The following is a 23,314-nucleotide window of genomic DNA, read 5'->3' as shown; positions in this document are numbered from 1 at the left end:
CCTCCCCATTAAAGCGTCTTTGCCGGGTAGGGTGGAAGCTATGAGCACTCTTGAAGCAATCTTCTTTGACCATGACGGCACTCTCGTTGACACTGAACCCCTCTGGGCCGAGGCCAAAACCGCAGTAGCCGCTGAATTCGGTGGCGTCTGGTCCGAGCAAGACACCCTCGACACCCTGGGCAAGCCAGCCGCCTTCACCTTTACCCGTATGAAGGAACTGGGAGCTACCGAGTCAGCCGATGAGTTATATGAACAGCTCAAGGGCAAGATGTCGGTTTTACTCAAGGATGCCCGCGTTGAACTACTACCCGGCATGGAAGCCCTGCTGATGCAGGTAGCGGAAGCTGGTCTGCCCGCCGGTATCGTCACCAACGCCACCACCGACGTCGCACAGAACACCGCCCGCCTGGCACCAGAGGGCCTCTTCAAGACCCTGGTCACCGACGAGCAGGTTACCCATGCCAAGCCAGACCCCGAGCCCTACCTACAGGCGGCGCAGAACCTGGGGGTTACCCCTGCTAACTGTGTAGCCATCGAGGATTCTGCCTCCGGTGTTCAAAGCGCCACGGCTGCGGGTATGAAGGTGATTGTCGTTCCGGGTCTCACCGAAGTGCCGGAGCATCTAGGCCACGCCCGCTACAGCCACACCGACCTCACGCTAGAAAAAATCCGCGCCCTGGTCGAAGGTTAAAAAAAATATAGGTACCGGATGTAACTCCGGTACCTATACGAGGGTGGGCTACTTAAGGTTGCCCTGGCCGTCTTCGATATGGCCACGCAGGAACCACTGGAAGAGCTCAAGCTCAGCGGTCTGGCCAATCAGCAAGTCCTCGGTGATGGGATCAATACTACCCACCTTGGCGATAGCGGCACGGTGGTCTTCAACAACCACGTTGTAGACCTCATTCAGGGCACGGATATGGGCCAAGGCATCGGCGCGGTCAACGTCGTACTCAGCCCAGGTGCGCTTTTCAACCAGGTCACCGGAGAGGCCATTGGGAGCAACCCCCATGGTCGCCATGCGTTCAGCGATTGCATCGACAAAGCCGCGTACCAGGTCAACCTGGGGATCTAGCATCTCGTGAACAGCGATAAAGTTGGGGCCAACTACGTTCCAGTGGGCGTGCTTAAGTACCAGGTGTAGGTCGTTCAGGGCGTGCAGGCGCATCTGTAGCACGTCTGCAACGTGGTGGCCTGATTCTTCGGTGAGGCCGGGAACGGTAAATGATGCGTACTTGCTCATGGGATGAGACTTCCTTTCAGTGATAACCGCCGAGTGTGCATTGCTATCGGCGGGCTTGCTTCACCCCTTACCCTACGCAGGAAGAACACCCTTTTCAAGTCTTATTATGAGAAAATCATAATAAGTAAACCCTGGGCTGGCTTGGTCGTACGCCTTATATTTACCTTAAGTAAGCCTAACCTGAGCGCATCTGACCGGGCCCAACACCTGCGCCCTGCCCACCACCCACCAATAGGCAAAACCTGCCTTACCTTATTCCGTGCTTCAAAAAAATTTTTTGCCACAGCGACACACGGTCGCTAAAGTAGAGACAACGAAGGGGAGTAGTTCCCACCGGCGCGGTGCCACTATGAGGCGCAGGCTCAGACACCAACAGCGCCAACGCGGTTTATCGACACACTGGTTAGCCCACCGAGGCCCCCGGTAAACCACCGCCTAGCTCAGCGCTGGCGGCGAGCGAGACCTTCGGCTAAAAGCAAACCGTTTCTAGCCGAAGCATATCTACGCTATCGCTTCGGCTCCTGACCAAAGGTAAACATCGTGCCAGCAGCCACCCCAAACTCCCCCGCCGTACCCCACACCTCTCGCCCCGAGCCTACTCGCGCCCAGATTCGCCGCTGGCGCCGCTACCTGGCTGAGGAAATCTCAGAAGCCCATATCTACGCGGCCCTTGCCGACCGCGCGGAGGGTAAGGACGCAGAAATTCTGCGCGAAGTCGCCCAGGCCGAGCAGCGCCACCAGAACCACTGGCGCGAGCTTTTGGGCGAGCATGCCCACCCCGAGCCCAGACCATCTATCTCAGCCCGTTTCTTGCAGCTACTTGCTAAGAACTTTGGCTCTGTTTTTGTGCTGGCCTTGGCTCAGCGCGCAGAGGCCCGCTCCCCCTACGCCCTTGACCCCGATGCCACCGAGGCTATGGCCGCCGACGAGTCCATCCACGAAGAAATTATTCGTGCGCTGTCTACCCAGGGCCGTGAGAAGCTCTCGGGAAACTTTCGCGCCGCGGTCTTTGGCGCCAACGACGGGCTGGTCTCGAACGCAGCGCTGATTATGGGAATTGGCGCCTCGGGCGCCAGTAGCTCCATGGTGCTTCTCTCGGGGGTTGCGGGCCTGCTGGCCGGTGCGCTCTCTATGGCCGCAGGCGAGTTCGTCTCGGTACGTTCCCAGCGCGAGATGCTGGATGCATCCCGCCCCACCCAGGTCACTCTGGACGTTGCCCACCACCTCGATATCAACCAGAACGAGCTGGAACTGATTTATAAGGCCCGCGGCATGAGTGAGGAGGCCGCCCGCCACCGCGCTTTGGAACGCTTCGGCTACTTCACGTGTGACTGTGACCCCTCGCTTTCCTTCCGTGATGACCTTGAGGGTGAGGGCGCCGAGGTTCAGCACGGTGCGCTCGGCAGTGATGTGGGGGCGGCGGCATCTAGTTTCTGCTTCTTTGCTTCTGGCGCGCTGATTCCGATTCTGCCTTATCTCTTCGGCCTGGGTGGAGGCACTGCCATGCTGGTGGCCATGCTACTCGTGGGTTTTGCGCTCATGCTCACCGGTGGCGTAGTTGGCCTACTCTCTGGAGCCTCCCCCTTTAAGCGCGGCCTGCGACAGCTGGCCATAGGCTATGGGGCGGCCCTTGCCACCTACCTGCTGGGCCTGCTCTTCAATACAGCGGTACTTTAGTAATTTCACAAGACCCATTCAAAAATGTTCCTTACACAGGCTTGTTTACAATATTTCTACTAGCCAGATCGCATCCATAGTTGTAGAATTATTGCAATTACCATTACAGAAGCTTATTCATAAGGGGTTCCGCAAGCTCACACTCGCTATGAACCTGCCTCACCTAAACCCTTTTGAATAAGCCTCCTAAAACTAGGAGCATCCTTGGGCAAAAAATCGATAACCCTTCTAGCAACATTAACGCTAACCCTCATAGGTTGCACCTCTCCAACCACTTCCAGTCAAACAGAGTCAGAGTCTGCATCTGCGTCCCCGACTACGGTAGCCAGTAGCACATCGTCAGCGAGCGCGACTACGACCTCAACCGCTTCTGCGCAGGTGACTCCTTCGCTTAGCCCCTCTACTCTTACTGCAACATCTGACGAAAGTACTGGCTACACCTCAAATCTTTCCACAGAAAAAGCTAACAGCTACCTCGTTTTAAATGACTTTTCAGGAGCCACCACAGGCTGGCAGGACGGCGTCTATCACATAGCGGAGAAATCAGACATCACGGGGATTGGCACCGAATTGTCCTCCTGCACCCCCGCACCAGATCACAACGATATGGGGGATGGCTTCAGCAATAATACCCAGACACTAAGGCTCAATCTCGGCCATAAATTTGATACTCTCAAATTTGAAGTAGGTCAAGGGAACGATTCTAAATCCCTCAACCAAGATTTAGCTGTTCGAATCACTGACGGTTCTAAGCAAATTGGTGAGATTACCACGGTTAAATTTGATGAGTACAAGACTGTAGAAATTTCAACCAAAGATAGGAACGTTATTTTCATTCAGTTCTACATGCCCGCAACAGCTGGAGAAAGTTGCTACTCCAACTCAATCGTCCCCGTCATTTTTAACGTTGAACTCAGCTGATTACCCGTAGACTCCTCATGGATGAAGCAGAAGAGACTCCTCAACTGCATAACGAAGCTCCTGCAAAGAAAACAGAGAGAGGGAAGTTACCAACCTGGATGAAATCTCCTGCGAAAACAGTCCTCGGCATCACCGTAGGGAGCCTTGCGATCTTATCAGTTTCATTGATTAGCATAAACGCCTCTGTGCAGATTGGTGACACAACAGAAATACATAATAATTTCGGTTCAGCAGTAGCAAGTTCTTCACAGACATCGCTTCAGTCAAAATCCGTCAGTACAGAAGAAGCGAAACTTTCCATGGATACTGGTACCTGTTTACTCTCTGGAACCCCGGTTCCCTGCGACACAGAACATGACCAAGAAGTGATTTCTACAGATATTGGCACCTGTGATATCTCTACTCTCTACGCATATGTCTCAGGGAACCCAGACTTTGACTACTTCGGCCCCTCTGTCTCTGTCTCCTCTTCTGGCAGTCATTGCATCGCTCATTTTCCTTCCCGGCAATCAAGTGTCGAAGGGGCATGGGCAAATCCAGCCGCTGAGATAGACCCTCTTCGAGCTTGCTTTGCAGGACCACAAGCTATATCCCCCATTGTTGATTGTTCACAGCCTCATACCGGCGAAATAGTCTATCAACAAGATACCACTACCACAGAAAGCATGGATTGCCAGGCCCGAGCAGAAGAATACACTAACACTCCCTATTTTGATTGGCGTGATACCTTACGGGTTGACCAGCTTAACGATGACAGCAAGGGAGTGCGACAGTGCATTCTTACCATACGAGGTGATGGTGAGCTCAAAACCGGACTGCGCAATTTGAAAAACACGAAAGTCCATGTTGCCCCCTCTTCATAGAGGCCTATTTATAAGGGTGAGGTGAGCCAGGCTCGCGCTGGATGGAGCCAGCGGCTTCGCTGCGAGCCTGGGTCGCCTGATTACTTTTGAATAAGCCTCTTTGAATAGAGTTAATTTAAGACTCTTCGCACAATCGTTTTTACGTTCACAGTAAAACCTTTGATAAAATCAATCATCCCCCATTTATTTTGTTACACACAAAAGGTAACCGATCCCCCATGAAAAAAAGAATACTCTCGATGGCGGCCAAGTCTGTTGTGACCTCCCTCCTCCTCATCGCCCTCCCCTGGGCCAGCGCCGCCCACGCCAATCTCACTGATACAGACGGTGATAAACTGCCCGACACCTGGGAAACCAGTGGCTACGACGCCAACAGTGACGGCGTCATCGATATCGATTTTCCCGCCCTAGGAGCTAGCCCCTACCGCAAGGATCTCTTCGTCGAGATGGACTGGATGCCCCGCGCTGATGGCGGCATCGAACTGGCACCGGTAGAGGATCTCGACCGCATTGTCGACGTTTTTGCAAAATACCCGATTCGAAACCCCGACGGAAGCACAGGGATCACTTTACATCTAGACGCTGGTGACGCTCGCGGTGATAGATATAACCTAGGTGGCGGTAACCAAGTCGAATACAATCGCCTTAATAATCACCTTAACGATCTAACCACCATCAAGAACCAGCCAGGAAACTTTGACTCCGCCCGTGGAGGTATCTTCTACTACATGATCTGGGGCGACCTCTACAGCAATGGCTCCTCCTCAGGTATCGCCTGGATGAACGGCATGGACTTTCTCGTCACCGTAGGGCAAACCTACTACGGTCGAGGATCTAGCAATATTCGGGTAGGAACTTTCATCCACGAATTCGGGCATAACCTAGGCCTGGGCCACGGCGGGGCAGACGCAGTTAACTACAAGCCCCACTATCTGAGCGTCATGAACTATGCCTACCAGTTCACCGGCGTGCCCAAGCAAGGTGGCCTGAACTACTTCGGTTTCTCCCAGCGCACAGGTCTGACTCTCGACGAAAATGCAGTGAACGAAGCGGTCGGGTTAGGCTCCGCCTCAGCCGGTTACACCTACACCAACAGCAGATTCAGTCTCCGCCGCGCATTAGCCCACAAGAACCTCGACCTCAACCAGAACGGCACTATCGATGCAGACCCCATTCAGGTTGACCTCAACAATGACGGCCAGTTTACTCAGTTGTCTGCCCCCAACGACCTGCTCCTCATGCGCTTTCAAACCCGCGCGTACGCAGGCGGCGCTACACCTGATCAGGAACACGACTTGCAGATCCACCCCAATGAGCTCACCGCAGATGACGCCCGGGCTCTTAACCTCATCCCCTAAACCCTGCTCAAGCTCTCATCAGCCTCTCCCCTTATCTTTCTTTCATAAAGGAACACCCTCATGATCCCCTCTGAGAAGCAAAAACTCAGCCGCAGAACTACACTCAAAACCGCAGGTTGGAGCGCACCAGTCGTACTCACCAGCGCAGCTGTCCCCGCCTACGCAGCATCGACACCTCCAACAGGTGCAGAGCTTTCGGCCGATTACGGCCTCTTCGCCCAAATGATCAATAGCAGCATCGACAACCCCTTTGACACCTATGCAGGTGTCCACTCCTACGAAGGTAACGTCACAGACTCATCGGGTAACGCCCAATACGACAATGGACAGATTACCGGAACCAGCGGTCTAGCAGCTCACGGTGAAGGGGTATTTACCCCCGGTGGCACCGTAGGTGAGGGCAGCTATGGCGGTATGGGTTTCTGGGCTTCAGCTCCCTACGACGCTGCAACACGACAAGCAGCTGCAGGCACTACACTTCTAGCTGCAGGAACAAGTTTTGAGGTAACCTACCGGTTTACTTTTAATGACGAGTTCGCCATCAATGACCCCCTACGCTGGCGGACGGGTGCCGATGGGCCCTACCTAGCCATAGAAGATAATCCCACCAGCCGCCTTCGCTACAGTAATGGTGCTGCTTTCCGGGCCCGCATGTTCGCGCCAGAAATTGATGGGTTAGTGTGGACTGGCCGCCTCATCACCGTACTAACCGAAGACCTCATCATCAGTCACCGGGATAATCAGTCTAATCTGGGTCAGATTCTTGCCAGCAACCACGCTGTTTACCACGACATCACTGAATATCTGGAACAGGGCGAAGTCACCATCGCCCCGATTGATAACGCGCAACTAGTGCTCACCGCAACAGGCTACGATTCTAAAATCATTAGCCTCGTCGGCAAGCAGGTCACCATCGCCTTACCTTTCTAGCCCTTTCCCCCCAGCACCTCAACACAGTGACCTGAGAAAGTACCCCGTCGGGTTTGCAGAATACCGAGACTTAAAAGATAAGAAGGGGCGTCGCACCCCAAGGGGTGCGACGCCCTCACCTTCTTGCGAGGCTACTAGTTACGATTACTTGTTAGCGAAAATCTCCCGCATGAGCTGGGCGGCCTCTGAGGGAGTCTTGCCCACCTTGACACCAGCGGCCTCCAGGGCCTCCTTCTTGGCCTGGGCAGTGCCAGATGAGCCGGAGACAATCGCGCCAGCGTGCCCCATGGTCTTACCCTCGGGGGCGGTGAAACCAGCGACATAGCCAACAACGGGCTTGGTCACGTTCGCCTTGATGAACTCGGCGGCCCGCTCCTCAGCGTCACCACCAATCTCACCAATCATGACGATAGCTTCGGTCTCGGGGTCAGCCTCAAAGGCCTCGAGGGCATCAATGTGGGTGGTGCCGATGATGGGGTCACCGCCAATACCGATAGCTGTGGTGAAGCCGATGTCACGTAGCTCAAACATCATCTGGTAGGTCAGAGTACCGGATTTAGAGACCAGACCAATCTTGCCCTTACCCGTGATATTAGCGGGGGTGATACCCACCAGGGACTCGCCAGGGGTGATGATTCCGGGGCAGTTGGGGCCAATAATGCGGGTGACCTGCTTGCCGGAAGCATCGACCTTGCTCTTGGCATAGGCCCAGAACTCGGCGGTATCACCCACGGGAATACCCTCGGTGATGACGACAACAAGGGGAACCTCAGCGTCGATAGCCTCGATGACGGCGTCCTTGGTAAAAGCCGGGGGTACAAAGACGATGGAGACGTCAGCGCCAGTTTCCTTGACAGCCTCGGCGACAGTGCCGTACACGTTCAGTTCAATGTCGTTACCGGCAGCGTCCTTGTGAGAAACGGTGGTGCCCGCCTTACGGGCGTTCACGCCACCAACAACCTGGGTACCGGCAGCCAGCATACGGGCGGTGTGCTTGGTACCTTCACCACCGGTGATGCCCTGAACGATGACCTTGGAGTCCTTGTTCAAAAAGATAGACATTTTAAAACCTTCTACTAATAATCAGCGGTGACTTAGGCGGTATGGGCCAACTCGGCGGCCTGATCGGCACCTGAGTCCATGGTCTCAGCCTGGTGAACCAGTGGGTGGTTGGCCTCAGTCAAAATGCGGCGGCCCTCTTCAACGTTGTTGCCGTCCAGGCGTACAACCAGAGGCTTGGTTGCCTTATCGCCCAGAATCTCAAGGGCCTTGACAATACCGTTGGCTACAGCGTCGCAGGAGGTGATGCCACCAAAGACGTTGACAAAAACAGACTTGACCTGCTCGTCGTTCAGAATGATGTCGAGACCAGCTGCCATGACTTCAGCCGAGGCACCGCCACCAATATCGAGGAAGTTAGCGGGCTTGACGTTGCCGTGCTTCTCGCCGGCATAAGCCACAACGTCCAAGGTAGACATCACAAGGCCCGCACCATTACCGATAATGCCGACCTCACCGTCCAGCTTGACGTAGTTGAGATCGTTCTCCTTAGCCTTAGCCTCAAGCGGGTTCTCGGCTGACTTATCAACCAGGGCCTCGTGCTCGGGCTGGCGGAACTCGGCGTTGTCGTCCAGGGAGACCTTGCCGTCCAGGGCCAGGATTGTGCCGTCACCGGTCTTGACCAGCGGGTTGACTTCAACCAGGGTGGCATCTTCCTTCTTGTAAACCTCGCCCAGCTTGACGAGCACAGCAGCGACGCCCTCGCGGACCTCCTCAGCAAAACCGGCGGCCTCAACAATTTCAGCGGCCTTCTCAGCGGTGATGCCGTCCACGGGGTTGACCTCAACCTTAGCCAGGGCCTCAGGGCGCTCAGCGGCCAGGGTTTCGATATCCATACCGCCTTCAACGGAGCACATGGCCAGGTAAGATCGGTTGGCGCGATCCAGCAGCATAGAGAAATAGTATTCTTCAGCTATGTCAGCGCCCTGGGCAATCATCACGCGGTGGACGGTGTGACCCTTGATGTCCATACCCAGAATCTGCTGGGCGTACTCATAAGCCTCATCTGCGGTCTTAGCGACCTTCACACCGCCAGCCTTACCGCGGCCGCCCACCTTAACCTGGGCCTTGACTACGGTGACGCCGCCGATTTTCTCAGCCGCTGCCTTTGCTTCTTCGGGGGTGGTAGCCACGATGCCCTGGAGCACGGGGACGCCGTGCTTCTCAAAAAGATCGCGTGCCTGGTATTCAAACAGGTCCACAGGAGTGTCCTTCTTCGTCGAAGTCTTGCCAAACCGGGCGTCGGCTCAGCTATTACAGTTGTGAAGGCCGCACCCCGGCGAGAGCCAGAGCACAGAGCACTTCTCTAGGAGCAACTTTAGCGCACTTCACACACGGGGGCGAACTTCGTTACACCCCGGGCTACTTAACTTTCTCGCACGCATCCAGAATATTAACCAGGAAGGGGGCAGTGTCTGAGGCCCGAGGAACCATCAAATATTCCAGCTCATCAATGCGCCAGAGCATAATACGGGCCTCGGCCACGGTGCAGGAAAGCGCCTTGCCCGGATCAAAGAAATCCGGAGGGAAGTCAAAATGCACAACCTCATCAATCACATCGGCAGCCGCCACCCCGCTCAGATTCAGCACGGTACGGTTAACCGAGACGTCGAGCACCAGGCCCTCATCGCCCCCCAGGGCCGCTGCTAGCGCCCGCCCCAGCCTGACGGCGTCCACGCGGGTAACCACCAGATAGATACCCTCTTCAACGTAAAGACAGGCCACCACCTGGCGGGTGCCATAGAGCAGGTGCAGGGCCGTGGCATCACCGGTGACCTGGCCACGGGTAGCGGGCAACTGAGCCCCCAACACTTTCTCGATGCGGCGGGCCGCCTCGCTTACCGGATCAATTTCAATGCGGAAGAGAGCGAGGTCAGCTATCTCTTGGAGCTGCACCCTCGTATCGGTGACCTCGTCCATAGCCTCGGTGAATTCTTCGGCGATTGACGGAACGCTAGAGTCGTAGTCCATACGGTATTTTCCTCGGGGTGTGAGTGATAAAAGCCTGGCAGGCTGGGGTTAGGGTTACCCTGACAGGCAGGTTGTTATCTATACTAACTGCCTCCCGCTGAGCGCAGGCCCTGGAGCCGGAGCCACCCCCGCCTCCAGAAGAGCTGAGGTGCCTCCCCGCCTCCCTACTTCTTGGCCAACGGTGCATACCGCAGCAGTAGGCGCTTCTCCTCTGTAGCAAAACGTACCTTGACCACAGTCTTATCGCCCGTGCCTTCAACCGCCGTCACTCGCCCCTCACCAAAGCTCTTGTGCTCCACAACGTCCCCCACCGCAAGTGCAGGAATCTCCTTATTTGGCTGCACACGCGAGACATTGCGGGCCGCGGCCTTGAGCCCGTAGGTGGCTGACCCGTTGACCTCACTGGTTGAGGGTTCGGACGCCCGCGCGCGGCTAGAAGCCCCGCCAGCCGGCTCGTCAAAGCGGGACGTATAGGTGGGTGCCCCATAGGCAGTACCCCCGTAGCCTGTTGTACCTGAGCGTCCGCGCCAAGCACCGGTACCGCCGGAGTAGGCGCCCCCACTGTAGCTACCGTAACCCCCGTAGGAGGAACCGGTACGCTTCCAGTCAATGAGCTCCTCAGGAATTTCTTCGAGGAAAGGCGAAGGCGGGTTAAACTGGCTCTGACCCCACATACTCCGATTCTCAGAGCGAGTCAGGTAGAGGCGCTCCATGGCGCGGGTCAAGCCCACGTAAGCAAGGCGGCGCTCCTCACTCATCTCAGCCTGATCGGTCAGCGCCCGCTGGTGCGGGAAGAGACCGTGCTCCATGCCGGTCAAAAAGACCACCGGGAACTCCAGACCCTTAGCGGTGTGCAGGGTCATCAGGGTTACCACCCCCTGGGAGCGCGCCTCGGCCACCTCCGCGGCAATTTGAGCGGCAGACGGCCCGCCCTCAGTATCATGCTTAGGCTTGTTGGGAATCTGATCGGCATCAGCAACCAGCGAGACGTGCTCCAGAAAGTCCTCGAGGGCAGCACCCGGGTTCTCAATTTCGAACTCACGTACAGCGTCTACCAGCTCTGAGAGGTTTTCGACGCGAGACTCGTCCTGAATATCCTTGGACTCGCGCAGGGTAGCCAGATAACCGGTTTGCTCCAGCACAGCCTCCAGGCAGGTGGCTGCAGGCTCAGTGGCAGCAACCTGGGCCAGGTCATCAATGAGCTGGACGAAGGCGGCCAGCTTCTTCACGGCCGCAGCACCCAGGCCAGGAATATCGGCCCCAAGGCGCAGAGCAGCCATGAACGAGATACGGTTGGCTCGAGCGAAGTCAGCAACTACCGACTCGCTCTTAGCCCCAATCCCCCTCTTAGGTTCGTTGAGAATGCGGCGCAGGTTGATGTCGTCGTCGGGGTTGAGTAGCACGCGCAGGTAGGCTAGGGCGTCCTTGATTTCTTTGCGCTCATAGAAGCGGGTGCCACCAACCACCCGGTAGGGCAACCCCACACGCATGAGCATCTCTTCGAGGGTACGCGACTGGGCGTTGGTGCGGTAAAAAATCGCAACGTCGCCGGGGGCGGTGCCGTGCTCATCGCGCAGGCGGTCAATCTCCTGGGCTATGTAGCGGGCCTCAGCATGCTCCGATTCGGCCACGTAACCAGTGATTTTAGCGCCGTCGCCACTGGCCGTCCAAAGCTTCTTAGGGCGGCGGTCTGTATTACGCTCAATCACCGCGTTCGCAGCAGAAAGGATGTTTTGGGTGGAGCGGTAGTTCTGCTCCAGCAAGATGGTGCGGGCCTTGGGGTAGTCCTGCTCAAAATCGGTGATATTGCGAATATCAGCGCCGCGAAAGGCATAAATCGACTGATCAGAATCACCCACCACCGTCAGCTCAGCGGGCGGGTAGGCATCCGGGTAGGGGCCGCGAGCAGACTCGCCGGGAGTGCTTGTGCCGCTGCCGGCGTCCGCGTTTCCTCCAGCGGAGCCGGACGCCGCCCCCACCAGGGCTCGTACCAGCTGGTATTGGGCGTGGTTGGTGTCCTGATACTCATCCACCAGAATATGGCGGAAGCGGCGGCGGTAGTAGTCAGCCACCTGCGGGTGATCCTTGAGCAGGTTGACGGTCTCAAAGATGAGGTCGTCAAAGTCCAGAGAATGGGCCGCCCGCAAGCGCTCCGTGTAGGCCGTGTAGACCTTTGAAATCACGCCCTCCCAAGGGTCTGTTGGGCTTGTCTCGGCAGCAAACTGGCGGGCGCTGACCAGCTCGTTCTTCAGGTTGGAGATGCGATTGCCCACCGCCTTGGCGGTGAACTTCTTAGTATCGAGGTTCATCTGCTTGATAATCAGGGTCAGCAGGCGCTGCGAATCGGCTGAATCGTAAATTGTGAAGGTGGACTTGAGCCCCAAGGTCTTGGCTTCCCGGCGGAGCACACGCACACACAGAGAGTGGAAGGTCGAAATCCACATGCTCTGGGCCCGCGGCCCCACTAGAGCTGTGATACGCTCACGCATCTCAGCGGCAGCCTTATTGGTAAAGGTAATAGCCAGAATCTGCCCCTGGTGGGCCCGGCCCGTCGCCAGCAGATAGGCGATACGGTGGGTCAGCACACGGGTCTTGCCCGAACCCGCTCCCGCCACAATCAGCAGGGGCGAGCCCGCGTGGCGCACCGCCTGCTCCTGGTTCTCGTTCAACCCCGCCAGCAACTGTTCCGGGTCTACCTGGGCCGGGCCAAGGGCGTCCTCAAAATCCTGCATGAACCCGCCCACCTGGTAGGACGGCGGAACAAAGTCACCGGCCACAGTTGCCTCATCGTAGAAGGGGTCGTAGGGGGGCTCATCATCCGCCGTCGCCTTCTCAGATGTGGGCGCGGCGGGGCGCTTGCCCGAGATCGCAGGCATAAAATCATCGTCAAACATGGTGAGCCTCTTCTGATTCCTTGACCGTTACCTAACCCATCTTAGGCGAACATATTTTCGAGTCCCACCCTATTTAGCTGACAGATAAGATAGAGCACATGGGTCTTTCAAAAGGTCAAAAGAAGCGCCTCTACGGCGAGCAGGCAGACACACCGGCCTCGCATCCCCACTCAGCTACCTCAAGGGGTGTAGCAGGGCGGGCGTCCGCGCCCTCTTCCCGCGCCGCATCAGAGCCGCGTGCGGTCGCAGACCTCACGCGCACTGACCTCACCGCAGAACCGAACAAGGGCGGTGGTTCCTACATCTTTGTGGGCGTTGCCTTTGTGGTGACTGTGCTCTTTTTGCTCTACTACTACCTGATGCTTCTACCCGGCGTTTCAGCGGTGGCCGGAGCGACCGCACCTGAACTCATGCTTCACTTTGATGCAGATCATCTACAGGAGGTCGCCGCGGGTCTGGGTGAAGAGGGGCTGCGTAGCTACCAGATATTACACCGATCCACGGGCCTAATCCTGCCCCTCATTTTCGCCTTTACGTGGTGGAACATGGTCCGAGCCTCTGGTTTTGAGCTACAGCAGGGGCGCTTCATGCTGACCCTGCCCGTGGCCTATGCGGTGGTATTTATTGCTGGCGGTTTCGCCATAGACTCCGCCCTGGCGCGGCCTCTGAGCTCGGCAACCTTACTGGCTTCCGTCCTAATCTCTGCTCGCTGGGCCCTGTTTGTGCTCTGTCTACTCCAGCTCGGCTATATGGCGGTTCGCCTGGTGCGCTCCAAGGTAGACGCCTTCGCACGGGGCGAACTTTAAAGTGCGCGAGGGCTCAATTTTGTGTAAAAATCGCCCTGTTTTTGACACAAAATTGAGCCCTCGCCTAGGAGTTATCCACAGATTTCAGATTTAGGTGCTGGGAGCAGCTCACAGCGGTGAAAATACCGGTATGAGTAAACTTCACCACCTCCTCCCAGCACCGCTCTTTACCCTGCAGGACGCCGCAACCTCAGGGATTACTCGCAACCAGGTCGTCCGGGGCGGCACCACCCGCATCGCCTTGCAGGTCTACGCGCTCGAAGGGTATTCTCCGCCGCCCGAAGAGCTCCTTAAACTTATTCATTGCACCGCGCCACAAGTCGTCATCGGGTCAGTCTCGGCAGCTCGGTTGCTCGGTTGCTCGGCATGAGATTGCCGCCCAGGCTTCAGCAAGACTCGACTGTCTATCTCCTCCAGGGCCAAAGCCCCACCCGGGTAAGGCGAAAAGGCGTGCGTTGCTCTCGTGCTGTACTCAAGCCCGAAGAAGTTTTTACCGTGAACGGGGTTCCTTGCACCACCCATGAGCGCACCTTCTTTGACCTGGCTCAGGTGCTGAGCTATCGCGAGCTCATCGCCGTGGCAGACGGACTTCTGGTTCACCATGAGCATCGGGCCAATCAGCACGTGCCGATTCGTACGCGGGAACAGCTTCAAAAGTACCTCCGCAAGCACCCCGGCAAACGCAGAATTAAAAAATGTCGATATGCCGTAGAGAATGCGGTGACAGGTAGCGATTCTTATATGGAGAGTCTCCTGCGGTGTATTTTGCAGGACGCCGGTGTGCGCGGACTCGAATGCAACGTGCCGGTTTACGACGATTTTTGGGAATCTGCTTTTTCAACCCGGCCTCGCCCTCATCGGCCAAAAACTCAGCATCCAGTACGAGGATGAGCATCACGGTGGGCGTGAGCAGATTCGGCGCGATATCACCCGGGCACGAGCAGTTGCTAGCCTTGGTTGGCGGGAGGTCAGAATTTTCTCAGACGATATATATGAGAAGGTCTGGTTCCGTGGCGAGTATCTGCCACGAGCCGCGATGTTGGTGCTCACCGCTCTCGAACAATAAAGCGGGAGTAAGTGCCCTCGAATGGATTCGAACCATCGACACCCGCTTTAGGAGAGCGGTGCTCTATCCCCTGAGCTACGAGGGCGTACCTTCTTTACGAAGACTCACACCAGTATAGTCGCTGTTTGAAGAAGATCGTAACTCGGCGTGCGAGACTTGTGACATGAGCATCCTCATTGATCCACCAACCTGGGCGGCCCACGGCACCGTTTTTTCGCACCTGATCAGCGATACCTCGCTCTCAGAACTCCACGCTTTTGCCCGGGCACAGGGAGTGAGCGAACGCGCTTTTGACATGGATCATTACGACGTTCCAGCCCACCGCTACGATGATCTGGTGGCTGCTGGTGCCCGCCCCGTCAGCGGTAATCGGCTTACTCGCGTCCTTGTTGCAAGCGGGCTTCGCGTCCCTTTGAAAGAGCGGCCATCGAAGATACGCCGTACCCTGGTGGGTCGGTGGGAGCGGCTTCTTCCGGGGCAGTCGGAGCTCGGCCTTAATCTGTTGGCTCGGTGGGAGGAGCCCCACCGCTCTTACCATAACAGCGCACACCTGCTAGAGATGTTGAACCACCTAGAGCGGCTAGCGCAAATAGAAGGTGTCTGCCTGCCCAATACACTTGTGCTGGCGGCCTGGTTTCACGACGCCGTTTACCAGGGTGTTCCAGGCTCGGACGAGGCTGTTAGCGCAGACCTGGTGCGGCAGCTTTTAGCGGGCCTCGTCTGCGACGCCACGGTAGAGGCCACCGCCCAGCTGGTGCAAGCCACGGCCACACATTCTTCTCAGCTCACTCACGCTATGGTAGCTGCGGGGCTGGAGCAGGTGCATCTTGACCTCTTTTTCGATGCTGATTTAGCGATCCTTGGATCCACCCCCGACCGCTACCGCAGGTATGTGGCTGGGGTGCGAGCTGAGTTTTCACAGCTGCCCGAGCATGATTTTGTTCGAGGCCGCCTAGCTGTGCTTAAGCAGCTGACTGCGCACGGTATTTTTGTTACGGACGCCGCCCGCCAGCTTTTTGCGGAGTCGGCGTCGAGGAACACCGCAGCTGAAATGAGAGAGCTTGAGGGCCGGCTTTAGCCGTCTACTTTTGGGTTGTTTTCTTTTTGAACATCACCCGAGAAATGATGAGGCCAAGGACGATGCCAATGCCGCCGGTGACAGAGACCCACATGGCCGCGTGGCCCACAAACAGGGCGATGAGCAGGCCAGCGATGATGCCAGGAACAGCGCCTGCAACCATGCCGACTGCCATGTAGGTGAATTCCCGGTCTGATGAGCTGACGGGGTTTTCAAAGTGGGGGCTTTCGAACTTTTGCGACATACCACCATTTTAGCTGTGCTGGTGAGGTGCGAAAAAATGGGCGTAAAAATGCGCCCCAGCTGGTCGTCTGGTGGCGCATTCGCAAACACTGGGTTTGCAGGGATCCATACCGTGTTGTGATGTGTGGCAGGAAGTTTTCTGCACAGAGGGCTTGTGATTGACCAGGGCCGTGTGCAGCTCCGTTGAGCGGGGCAGGGGTGTATGCCCCTGCTCAGGTAGGAGAGGCTTTAGATACCAGCGGTGTAGTAGCCGTCAACGGGCATGAAGCCGCCGCCGTCAACTGAGCTCAGCATGGTCCCCTGTGAGGGGTTGAGAGCTGAAATCATCTGACCGTTGCCAACGTAGATGCCAACGTGTGCGTAGCCGTTGGTGAAGACGATGTCACCGGGCTGGGGGTTCGAGGTGGGGGTCAGCTCGCCTGCCATGGCGTAGGTGTAGGCGGTCAGGTTGATGCCGGCCTGAGCGTAGACGTAGGAAACGAAGCCTGAGCAGTCCCATGACTTGTAGGACTTGCCGCCCCATACGTAGGCGCCGCCAATGCCGTCGTAGGCTGCTGCCAGTACGGCCTCACGTGCTGATGAAGATGTTGCTGCGGGAGCTGCCTGGGGGGTCACTGCGGTGTTCTCAACCTGGGCAACGTCGGTTGCCTGGTAGCCCCAGTTGTTGTAGCTCCAGGTGTTGTTGTAGGTGTCTGCGTGTGAAGCCAGTACGGGTTCTGACTGTACAGGTGCTGACTGTACAGGTGCTGATACTTCAGCTACTGCAAATGCGTTTGCGGGTACGACGGTTGCGGCAAGCATGGTGCCTGATGCTGCGACGATACCTGCGGTGCGGATAACGGTTGACTTAGCCATTGTAATTTTTCCTCCATTGCCGAACGAGGTGAGCTGTCGGGTTCGAGTATGAAGTCACTCGGTCACAGTTGCCTGCAACTTAACCCCAAGGGCTCCTAGGTGGTGAGCCCGAAAGGTGGGTCCCCCGCTTCTGCCTGATAATTTTTGTTTTGTTTCCTGTGAACAGTGGCAGAACTAGGCGGTGCTGTTCGTAGGGTGCGCATCCGACCAGTGATGGGCACGGAATAGAACATTACACACTGCGGGCGAGATTGTCACGCTTTGGTCACGAATCAGTTACTTTTTTCTGAAAATAAGAAGTAGGGTGATTTTTCATGGGGCGGCCAGGACGTTTCCAGGCGGAATGCAGGTGAGTCTTAATATGCGCATTGACCAGTAGATATACAACCCCTAAAGAGGCCTTCATAAAAACTTTAACACCACCGCCCTATCAGGTTTCTATCAGAATATTTTTAAAAGAGAACCCCACCACTTAAGAGCACAGAGTGCAATTAACCCCCGTCAAGAACCCACTCAACCCGCCATGAAGGCGGGTTATGGGCCCTCATGCACCCCCAAACCTGCTCAAAAATAACGGTTTGGTAACAAAAAGAGGGCCCACTACACAGCTGGGCCCTCTTTTTGTTATCAAATTGTTACCGTTTGACCACAATTGACTCCGCTACCTCAGCGTTCAGAGTCAACGACTGCTCCTCGCCGTCCGCGTGAACCAGCACCGAGCCATCCCCGCTGCCCACAATAGACACCGTCGCACCGTACACGATGCCGGCCTCACCCAGGCGGCGCAACAGCTCCACATCGGTCTGAATAAACTCTGGCAGACGCGATACCGTAAATCGATCTTCTTCAGAAGAATCCTTAGCAGCAATCGACATGGTCACGGTGCGCCCGTCATTCTGTTCGCTCTCGGCACCCAGATTTTCAAGACCGGGAATCGCATTACCGTATGGCGAGAACTTAGGTTCATTCAGAAGCTCCAATAGACGGCGTTCAACACGTTCGCTCATGACGTGCTCCCAGCGGCAGGCCTCCTCGTGGATATACTCCAAATCTAGACCAATCACATCGGCCAAGAGGCGCTCAGCTAAACGATGCTTACGCATGACCTCAACAGCCCTCTGGCGGCCTTCGCTGGTCAGCTGCAAAGAACGGTCAGGCGCAACGGTCAGCAGGCCGTGACGCTCCATTCGAGCAACGGTCTGAGAAACGGTCGGCCCGGAGTGCTCGAGTCGCTCGGCAATGCGAGCACGCATAGGAGTGATGCCCTCTTCTTCTAACTCAAGGACGGTGCGCAGATACATCTCGGTGGTATCAATCAGATCAGTCATGCCTTCTCGTATCTCCTGGGGCCAGTTACCGCAGTGCACTAGCGGTAGATGGAACGGTATGTTGTTGCTCTTAATTGTATGCGGTTATCAACCATCCACGCGCCCGCTCTCTTTGTCAGCTGAAATCTGTAGGGCCAGCTGGGGTGTGAGCATCCTACCGCTCCATCCACCCACGACATGCCGGGTCTCACTATGTAGATATCGTTCGCCTATTTTGAGACAGACGCGCGGTGCTAGCTGCCGGTTGGCCAGCAAGCCTGCACAATAGAAGAGGCAGGACGCCGGCGGCACCCCTCCCTCATACACGCATACGCCGCCCGGCTCGGGTTCTGCCCACGTCTAGGAGCTACAGTGACTCATAACCTTGTCATCCCCGCAGAACTACTACCCGCAGACGGCCGTTTCGGTGCGGGCCCCTCGAAGGTTCGCCCCGCGCAGCTCACCGCGGTTCAGGCCGCAGCGACCACGCTGATGGGCACCTCCCACCGCCAAGCCCCGGTGAAGAACCTGGTTGGTGAGATCCGTGAGGGCCTACGTACCTTCTACTCCGCCCCTGAGGGCTACGAGGTTATTCTCGGTAACGGCGGTGCCACTGCCTTCTGGGATGCCGCGACCTTTGGCCTCATCGAGCGTAAGGCCCAGCATCTGACCTTCGGTGAGTTTGGCTCTAAGTTCGCCGCTGCGACCACGGCCGCGCCCTTCTTGGCGAATTCAACCGTACTTGCCTCCGAGCCCGGCACTCGCCCAGCCCCCCAGGCCGAAGAGGGGGTAGATGCTTACGCCTGGCCCCACAACGAAACGTCCACCGGTGTTTTCGCGCCCGTAACCCGCCCGGCAGGCATTGCTGACGATGCCCTGGTGCTCATTGACGCGACCAGTGCCGCCGGCGGTCTCGATGTGAACATTACGGAGACTGATGTCTACTACTTCTCACCCCAGAAGAACTTTGCCTCGGACGGCGGGCTCTGGCTGGGTCTTTGGTCACCTGCTGCCCTTGAGCGCGCCGAGCGCATCGGAGCTACTGACCGCTGGATTCCTGACTCTCTTAACCTGGTCACCGCAATCAGCAACTCCCGTCTCAACCAGACCTATAACACTCCGGCGCTGGCGACCTTGATTATGCTCAACGAGCAGATTAAGTGGATGAACGATCAGGGCGGCCTGGCTTTCGCCGCTGCCCGTACCGCCGATTCAGCCGGGCGGGTCTATGCCTGGGCAGAGGCCAGTGAGTACGCCAGCCCATTCGTGGCCAACCCCGCTGAGCGCTCCCCTGTGATTGCGACCGTTGACTTTGACGACTCCCTTGATGCCGCCGTCATCGCCAAGACTTTGCGTGCCAACGGCATCGTTGACACAGAGCCCTACCGCAAGCTGGGCCGTAATCAGCTACGCATCGCTACCTTCACCGCGATTGATCCAGACGATGTTTCAGCTCTGTTAGCCTGCATCGACTACGTGGTAGAAAACCTGGCATAAAACCCGGTACGGCCCGTTGCCTAGCTCAGGGACGCCGCCCCCCCTTCTGCCGTACGGCAGTTGGTAAGGGGCGGCGCCCCGTGCGTAAGGAGGCTCTCCATAGAAGGGCCAGGGCGGAGCTAACTAGCCTGACTCTACCGCCGCTGTCAGTCTGATCCGGGGCTTGCTACTCATAGTCAGGGCCTTCATGATCTTCAGGGAGCAGACGGTCGGCCCAGGGCACCCAGGCGGGAGCCAGCAGAGCATCATCGCCCGGTAGAAGGCCGACCTCACACACCGTAGCGGTCTTTGAGCGCGGAGCACGCGCGAGGGTCGCAAACCAGAACCAGCCGCGGTAGCCGGGCAGGGCACATTCAAAGAGATGGGTGGTCAGGCGTTCTTCTTCACCACGCAAATGGTGTACGGGCCCAATGGAGTTTTCAGGTGCGACTTCAGCAAGACCGGCCAGGGCGACACCCTGCGCCGCAGCTAGCACAGTGTCAACCTTGCTAGTGCGGCGACGCTTGATGGGCTCACCCAGGGTAGGCTCGGGCACGGACGCCGACGGGTTCAGCTGGTCAGCCGCGGCAATATGGCCGGTGGCCTGCTCAGCCCGGTACTCACCCTTGAGGGCCGCACTGGGAGCCGATAGCTCGTCTTTTACCTCTTCAGTCATACCTCCATTAAACCAGGCCGCCAGTTGTGCGGTCTCCACTCAGCACAAACAGCTAGAGACAAAGAAATGTCACTGTAAGCTTTGGTACCTTAGAGAACATGACAGATCATCTCACCGAGCAGGCTGAACTCCCCTACAACGGTGCTATTCGCGTGCTGGGTCTTACGGCCGGGGTGCTCACAGTTTTAGGCACTATCTCGGGTGTGGCGATGCTTCTACTGACCTGGGCCACCGGCGGGGCACCTCATATTTTGAGCATCCTTCCGCTCCTTGTGCTCCCGGTCGCTTTTCTGGCGTTCCTTGCCACGCTCCTCCTCACGCTGCTCCGCCGCAGGGCCAGCTAAAGCCAACCGCCAGCGTCCTTTAGCTCACAGCGTACTTTCGGCCTTCACCCATCAAAGCGCTAGGAAACACAGGCAGGCTCACAGCTCCACACAGCTCACGCACAGGTAGCAAGAGCAGAATGAAAATCGTGAATACCAAAGAACCTGAAGCAAAACTGCTGGTCGTCGACGACGAACCCAACATTCTAGAGCTCCTCGCAACCTCCCTGCGTTTTGCGGGCTTTGAGGTTGTCACCGCAGCCAACGGCCGAGAGGCCCTCGACAAGGCTGAAACCGAGTCACCCGACCTTGCGGTACTCGATGTGATGCTACCCGACATGGACGGCTTCACGGTCACCCGCAAGCTGCGCAACTCAGGCCGCCTTTTCCCCGTGCTCTTTCTCACGGCTAAGGACGACACCGAAGACAAGGTCACAGGCCTGACCGTCGGCGGCGATGACTACGTCACCAAACCTTTTAGCCTTGATGAGGTCGTAGCCCGCATTCGCGCCGTTTTACGCCGAACCCAGCCCAGTATCGAAGAAGACTCACGACTCCGCGTTGACGACCTGGTACTCGATGACGATGCCCACGAGGTCTTCCGCGGCGACCGCGAAATTGACCTTTCTCCCACCGAGTTCAAGCTACTGCGCTACCTCATGCTCAACCCCAACCGTGTGCTGTCTAAGGCCCAGATTCTCGATCATGTGTGGGAGTACGACTTCAACGGGGATGCCTCAATTGTAGAGTCCTATATCTCCTACCTGCGCCGCAAGATTGATAACGACCAGAATCTGCCCCCGCTCATTCACACCAAGCGTGGTGTAGGCTACCTGCTACGCACCGCCAGCAAGAACTAGGCTCAAGGGGTTGCGAGTGCGTTCTCGTCTCTCTGTGCACCGGCTGGGTTCGCTGTCTTTGCGAACCCAGCTCGTGCTTTTAACATCCATGCTGTTGGCGCTGGCTATCTCGGTTATGTCGCTCGTGGCTATTTCTGCTATCCGGGCCAAAATGATGGACCAGCTCGACGATGAGATTGCAGCCAGCTACAGCTACCTGGTGACTGCGGTTTACGCTGATCAGCAGTTATCTAAGACAGAAGGGACTTTCATTCCCTACGAGGCCTATCTGCTCGACAGTGATGGGAACATCATCCGCCCCGTAGCAACGTTGGCCGACGAGACCTCGTCACCCGTCATCTCCGGGCTGACCGCTGATAACGTGAAACGCTACAACAAGGCCGCCCTCACCGTGCGCTCTGCCAGCGGGCATACCGAATGGCGCATGATTGCCTTCCCGGTAGAGAACACTGACCAAACCCTGGTCATAGCCGCCCCGCTCACCCAAATAAATCAGACGGTGGCAATCGTGGGCAGTTTGACCATGCTCTTTGGCGTAGCCACCCTGCTGGCCTCGATAGCCCTGACCTGGGTTATCGTCACACGGGCCTTTGAACCGCTGGCCCGGGTGGAGCAGACCGCAGCCCAGATTGCTACCGGTGACCTTTCACAGCGTATTGAAAACTACAGCCCCTACAACGAAATAGGCCACTTGACGACCTCACTCAATACCATGCTCTCGCACATTGAAGAGGCCTTCGACGCACAGAAACGCTCCGAGGTGAAGATGCGCCGGTTTGTGGGGGACGCCTCACACGAGTTACGCACCCCCCTGGTGTCAATTCGTGGCTACTCAGAGCTCTACCGTATGGGCGGCCTGCCCAACGATGAGGCCGTAGGCATGGCAATGAGCCGTATCGAATCCGAGTCGAAGCGTATGGGCCAACTGGTTGAAGACCTGTTGACCCTGGCGCGTCTGGACGAGCGCCGGGTGGCAGAAAACGCTCGTGTCGACCTGCTCAAACTGGCCCAGGACGCTGCCAACGACGCCTTCGCCTCAGCCCCCGACCGCACTATCGAAGTGGTGGGCCTTGAGGGAGGTGAAGCTCTGACCACCCCGGTCTGGGGTGACGAACAGCGTCTTCGCCAGGTGATTGCTAACCTGATGACCAACGCCCTGCGCTACACTCCGGCCGGTTCCCCCCTAGAAATCGTCGTTGGCTCCGCTCCCGGTGCGGATGGCAACTGGACGTCTGTGCTCCAGGTACGCGACCACGGCCCCGGTATTCACGGTGAAGAGGCAGAACGCGTCTTTGAACGCTTCTACAGGTCTGACACCTCCCGCACTCGTGAGACGGGTGGTACGGGCCTGGGGCTTGCCATTGTTGCGGCCATAGTGAGCCAGCACGACGGCACCGTGAGGGTAGAAGAAACTGAGGGTGGCGGAGCGACCTTCACTATTCGCATACCCCAGTACAGCAACGGCAAGACCGGCCCGATTCCCACGGTGGAACCTGCCAGCAAGGAGTCTTAGCGTAGATGTGAGGGTCTGTCTAGCTCTGTGGATAAACCCGACTGGCAGCTCGTCACATAAAGTCATCACTGCACCAATTGTTGCGGAACAAGCACCACAAAACCCCGCCTGCGCAGGCTAGAGTGCTGGGCGGGGTTTTCCACACCCAGTACCGGGGCGTGACCGAAGACTGTGGCGGGGTTAGTGTCTTGAGTA

General features: G+C 57.2%; 23 protein-coding genes, 1 tRNA gene and 1 riboswitch. Of the genes, 14 read left to right on the top strand and 10 right to left on the bottom strand.

The window, feature by feature from the left end; translation table 11 throughout:
• Window positions 1–40: 40 nt before the first annotated feature.
• Complete coding sequence (locus L6966_RS06580) at window positions 41–691, top strand: HAD family hydrolase (protein WP_237224706.1); 651 nt, start codon at window positions 41–43, stop codon at window positions 689–691.
• A gap of 48 nt (window positions 692–739) precedes the next feature.
• Here the strand turns inward: L6966_RS06580 and L6966_RS06575 are convergent, their stop codons facing one another.
• Window positions 740–1,243, bottom strand: coding sequence for a Dps family protein (locus L6966_RS06575; protein WP_083092034.1), 504 nt, complete (start codon window positions 1,241–1,243; stop codon window positions 740–742).
• A 540-nt stretch (window positions 1,244–1,783) separates the two neighbouring features.
• Here L6966_RS06575 and L6966_RS06570 point away from each other — a divergent pair.
• From L6966_RS06570 to L6966_RS06550, 5 genes are all read left to right on the top strand, one after another.
• Window positions 1,784–2,920: a VIT1/CCC1 transporter family protein gene (locus L6966_RS06570; protein WP_180377856.1), complete on the top strand. Its 1,137-nt coding sequence runs from the start codon at window positions 1,784–1,786 to the stop codon at window positions 2,918–2,920.
• A 378-nt stretch (window positions 2,921–3,298) separates the two neighbouring features.
• Window positions 3,299–3,841 (top strand): hypothetical protein, encoded by a 543-nt coding sequence (locus L6966_RS06565; protein WP_237224707.1) that lies wholly within the window; start codon window positions 3,299–3,301, stop codon window positions 3,839–3,841.
• Between the two features lie 17 nt (window positions 3,842–3,858).
• On the top strand, window positions 3,859–4,704 hold the full coding sequence (locus L6966_RS06560; protein WP_237233106.1) for a hypothetical protein: 846 nt from the start codon (window positions 3,859–3,861) through the stop codon (window positions 4,702–4,704).
• Between the two features lie 218 nt (window positions 4,705–4,922).
• Complete coding sequence (locus tag L6966_RS06555) at window positions 4,923–6,062, top strand: zinc-dependent metalloprotease family protein (RefSeq protein WP_237225167.1); 1,140 nt, start codon at window positions 4,923–4,925, stop codon at window positions 6,060–6,062.
• Between the two features lie 60 nt (window positions 6,063–6,122).
• A complete protein-coding gene (locus L6966_RS06550) occupies window positions 6,123–6,992 on the top strand; it encodes a hypothetical protein (RefSeq protein WP_237225168.1) in 870 nt (289 codons plus the stop codon).
• Between the two features lie 144 nt (window positions 6,993–7,136).
• Here L6966_RS06550 and sucD read toward each other — a convergent pair whose 3' ends face one another.
• From sucD to L6966_RS06530, 4 genes are all read right to left on the bottom strand, one after another.
• Window positions 7,137–8,054, bottom strand: a complete 918-nt coding sequence (gene sucD / locus L6966_RS06545; protein WP_083092039.1) for a succinate--CoA ligase subunit alpha — start codon at window positions 8,052–8,054, stop codon at window positions 7,137–7,139.
• A 32-nt stretch (window positions 8,055–8,086) separates the two neighbouring features.
• Entirely contained in the window at window positions 8,087–9,253 is a 1,167-nt protein-coding gene (gene sucC, locus L6966_RS06540; RefSeq protein ID WP_083092040.1) for an ADP-forming succinate--CoA ligase subunit beta, read from the bottom strand.
• A gap of 160 nt (window positions 9,254–9,413) precedes the next feature.
• Window positions 9,414–10,022, bottom strand: a complete 609-nt coding sequence (locus L6966_RS06535) for a sarcosine oxidase subunit gamma family protein (RefSeq protein WP_083092041.1) — start codon at window positions 10,020–10,022, stop codon at window positions 9,414–9,416.
• A 164-nt stretch (window positions 10,023–10,186) separates the two neighbouring features.
• Window positions 10,187–12,916: a UvrD-helicase domain-containing protein gene (locus L6966_RS06530; protein ID WP_419721885.1), complete on the bottom strand. Its 2,730-nt coding sequence runs from the start codon at window positions 12,914–12,916 to the stop codon at window positions 10,187–10,189.
• Between the two features lie 98 nt (window positions 12,917–13,014).
• Between L6966_RS06530 and L6966_RS06525 the strand changes: the two genes are divergently transcribed.
• The 3 genes from L6966_RS06525 to L6966_RS06515 all read left to right on the top strand — a co-directional run bounded on the left by L6966_RS06525 (window position 13,015) and on the right by L6966_RS06515 (window position 14,613).
• Complete coding sequence (locus tag L6966_RS06525; protein ID WP_237225169.1) at window positions 13,015–13,722, top strand: hypothetical protein; 708 nt, start codon at window positions 13,015–13,017, stop codon at window positions 13,720–13,722.
• 130 nt (window positions 13,723–13,852) lie between these two features.
• Window positions 13,853–14,092: a hypothetical protein gene (locus tag L6966_RS06520; RefSeq protein WP_237233105.1), complete on the top strand. Its 240-nt coding sequence runs from the start codon at window positions 13,853–13,855 to the stop codon at window positions 14,090–14,092.
• Window positions 14,093–14,172: 80 nt separating this feature from the next.
• A complete protein-coding gene (locus tag L6966_RS06515; RefSeq protein ID WP_237233104.1) occupies window positions 14,173–14,613 on the top strand; it encodes a hypothetical protein in 441 nt (146 codons plus the stop codon).
• A gap of 187 nt (window positions 14,614–14,800) precedes the next feature.
• On the opposite strand, the gene L6966_RS06510 is transcribed toward L6966_RS06515, so the two are convergent.
• Window positions 14,801–14,873, bottom strand: a tRNA-Arg gene (locus L6966_RS06510).
• A 78-nt stretch (window positions 14,874–14,951) separates the two neighbouring features.
• On the opposite strand from L6966_RS06510, the gene L6966_RS06505 reads away from it, so the two are divergent.
• Window positions 14,952–15,866 carry a DUF4031 domain-containing protein gene (locus L6966_RS06505; protein WP_237225171.1) on the top strand — a complete coding sequence of 305 codons (915 nt, stop codon included), beginning with the start codon at window positions 14,952–14,954 and terminating at the stop codon, window positions 15,864–15,866.
• A 4-nt stretch (window positions 15,867–15,870) separates the two neighbouring features.
• On the opposite strand, the gene L6966_RS06500 is transcribed toward L6966_RS06505, so the two are convergent.
• The 3 genes from L6966_RS06500 to L6966_RS06490 form a co-directional block, all read right to left on the bottom strand.
• A complete protein-coding gene (locus L6966_RS06500) occupies window positions 15,871–16,110 on the bottom strand; it encodes a hypothetical protein (RefSeq protein ID WP_083092045.1) in 240 nt (79 codons plus the stop codon).
• A 227-nt stretch (window positions 16,111–16,337) separates the two neighbouring features.
• Complete coding sequence (locus L6966_RS06495; RefSeq protein WP_237225172.1) at window positions 16,338–16,964, bottom strand: C40 family peptidase; 627 nt, start codon at window positions 16,962–16,964, stop codon at window positions 16,338–16,340.
• A gap of 6 nt (window positions 16,965–16,970) precedes the next feature.
• Window positions 16,971–17,117: riboswitch (cyclic di-AMP (ydaO/yuaA leader) on the bottom strand.
• Window positions 17,118–17,599: 482 nt separating this feature from the next.
• Window positions 17,600–18,292, bottom strand: a complete 693-nt coding sequence (locus L6966_RS06490; protein ID WP_083092047.1) for an iron-dependent transcriptional repressor DtxR — start codon at window positions 18,290–18,292, stop codon at window positions 17,600–17,602.
• 351 nt (window positions 18,293–18,643) lie between these two features.
• Here L6966_RS06490 and serC point away from each other — a divergent pair, with 351 nt between their 5' ends.
• Complete coding sequence (gene serC, locus L6966_RS06485; RefSeq protein ID WP_237225173.1) at window positions 18,644–19,768, top strand: phosphoserine transaminase; 1,125 nt, start codon at window positions 18,644–18,646, stop codon at window positions 19,766–19,768.
• Between the two features lie 166 nt (window positions 19,769–19,934).
• On the opposite strand, the gene L6966_RS06480 is transcribed toward serC, so the two are convergent.
• Window positions 19,935–20,423 (bottom strand): DUF3027 domain-containing protein, encoded by a 489-nt coding sequence (locus L6966_RS06480; RefSeq protein WP_083092049.1) that lies wholly within the window; start codon window positions 20,421–20,423, stop codon window positions 19,935–19,937.
• A gap of 98 nt (window positions 20,424–20,521) precedes the next feature.
• Here L6966_RS06480 and L6966_RS06475 point away from each other — a divergent pair, with 98 nt between their 5' ends.
• The 3 genes from L6966_RS06475 (at window position 20,522) to L6966_RS06465 (ending at window position 23,119) form a co-directional block, all read left to right on the top strand.
• Window positions 20,522–20,767, top strand: a complete 246-nt coding sequence (locus tag L6966_RS06475) for a hypothetical protein (protein ID WP_083092050.1) — start codon at window positions 20,522–20,524, stop codon at window positions 20,765–20,767.
• A gap of 128 nt (window positions 20,768–20,895) precedes the next feature.
• Entirely contained in the window at window positions 20,896–21,606 is a 711-nt protein-coding gene (locus L6966_RS06470; RefSeq protein WP_143539159.1) for a response regulator transcription factor, read from the top strand.
• Between the two features lie 88 nt (window positions 21,607–21,694).
• Window positions 21,695–23,119, top strand: coding sequence for a sensor histidine kinase (locus L6966_RS06465; RefSeq protein WP_237225193.1), 1,425 nt, complete (start codon window positions 21,695–21,697; stop codon window positions 23,117–23,119).
• Window positions 23,120–23,314 lie beyond the last annotated feature (195 nt).

The organism is Rothia nasisuis (genome assembly GCF_928381405.1).
Taxonomy (GTDB): domain Bacteria; phylum Actinomycetota; class Actinomycetes; order Actinomycetales; family Micrococcaceae; genus Rothia; species Rothia nasisuis.
Note: the sequence above shows the minus strand (reverse complement) of the source record. Positions and strands in the feature narration are given on the sequence as shown.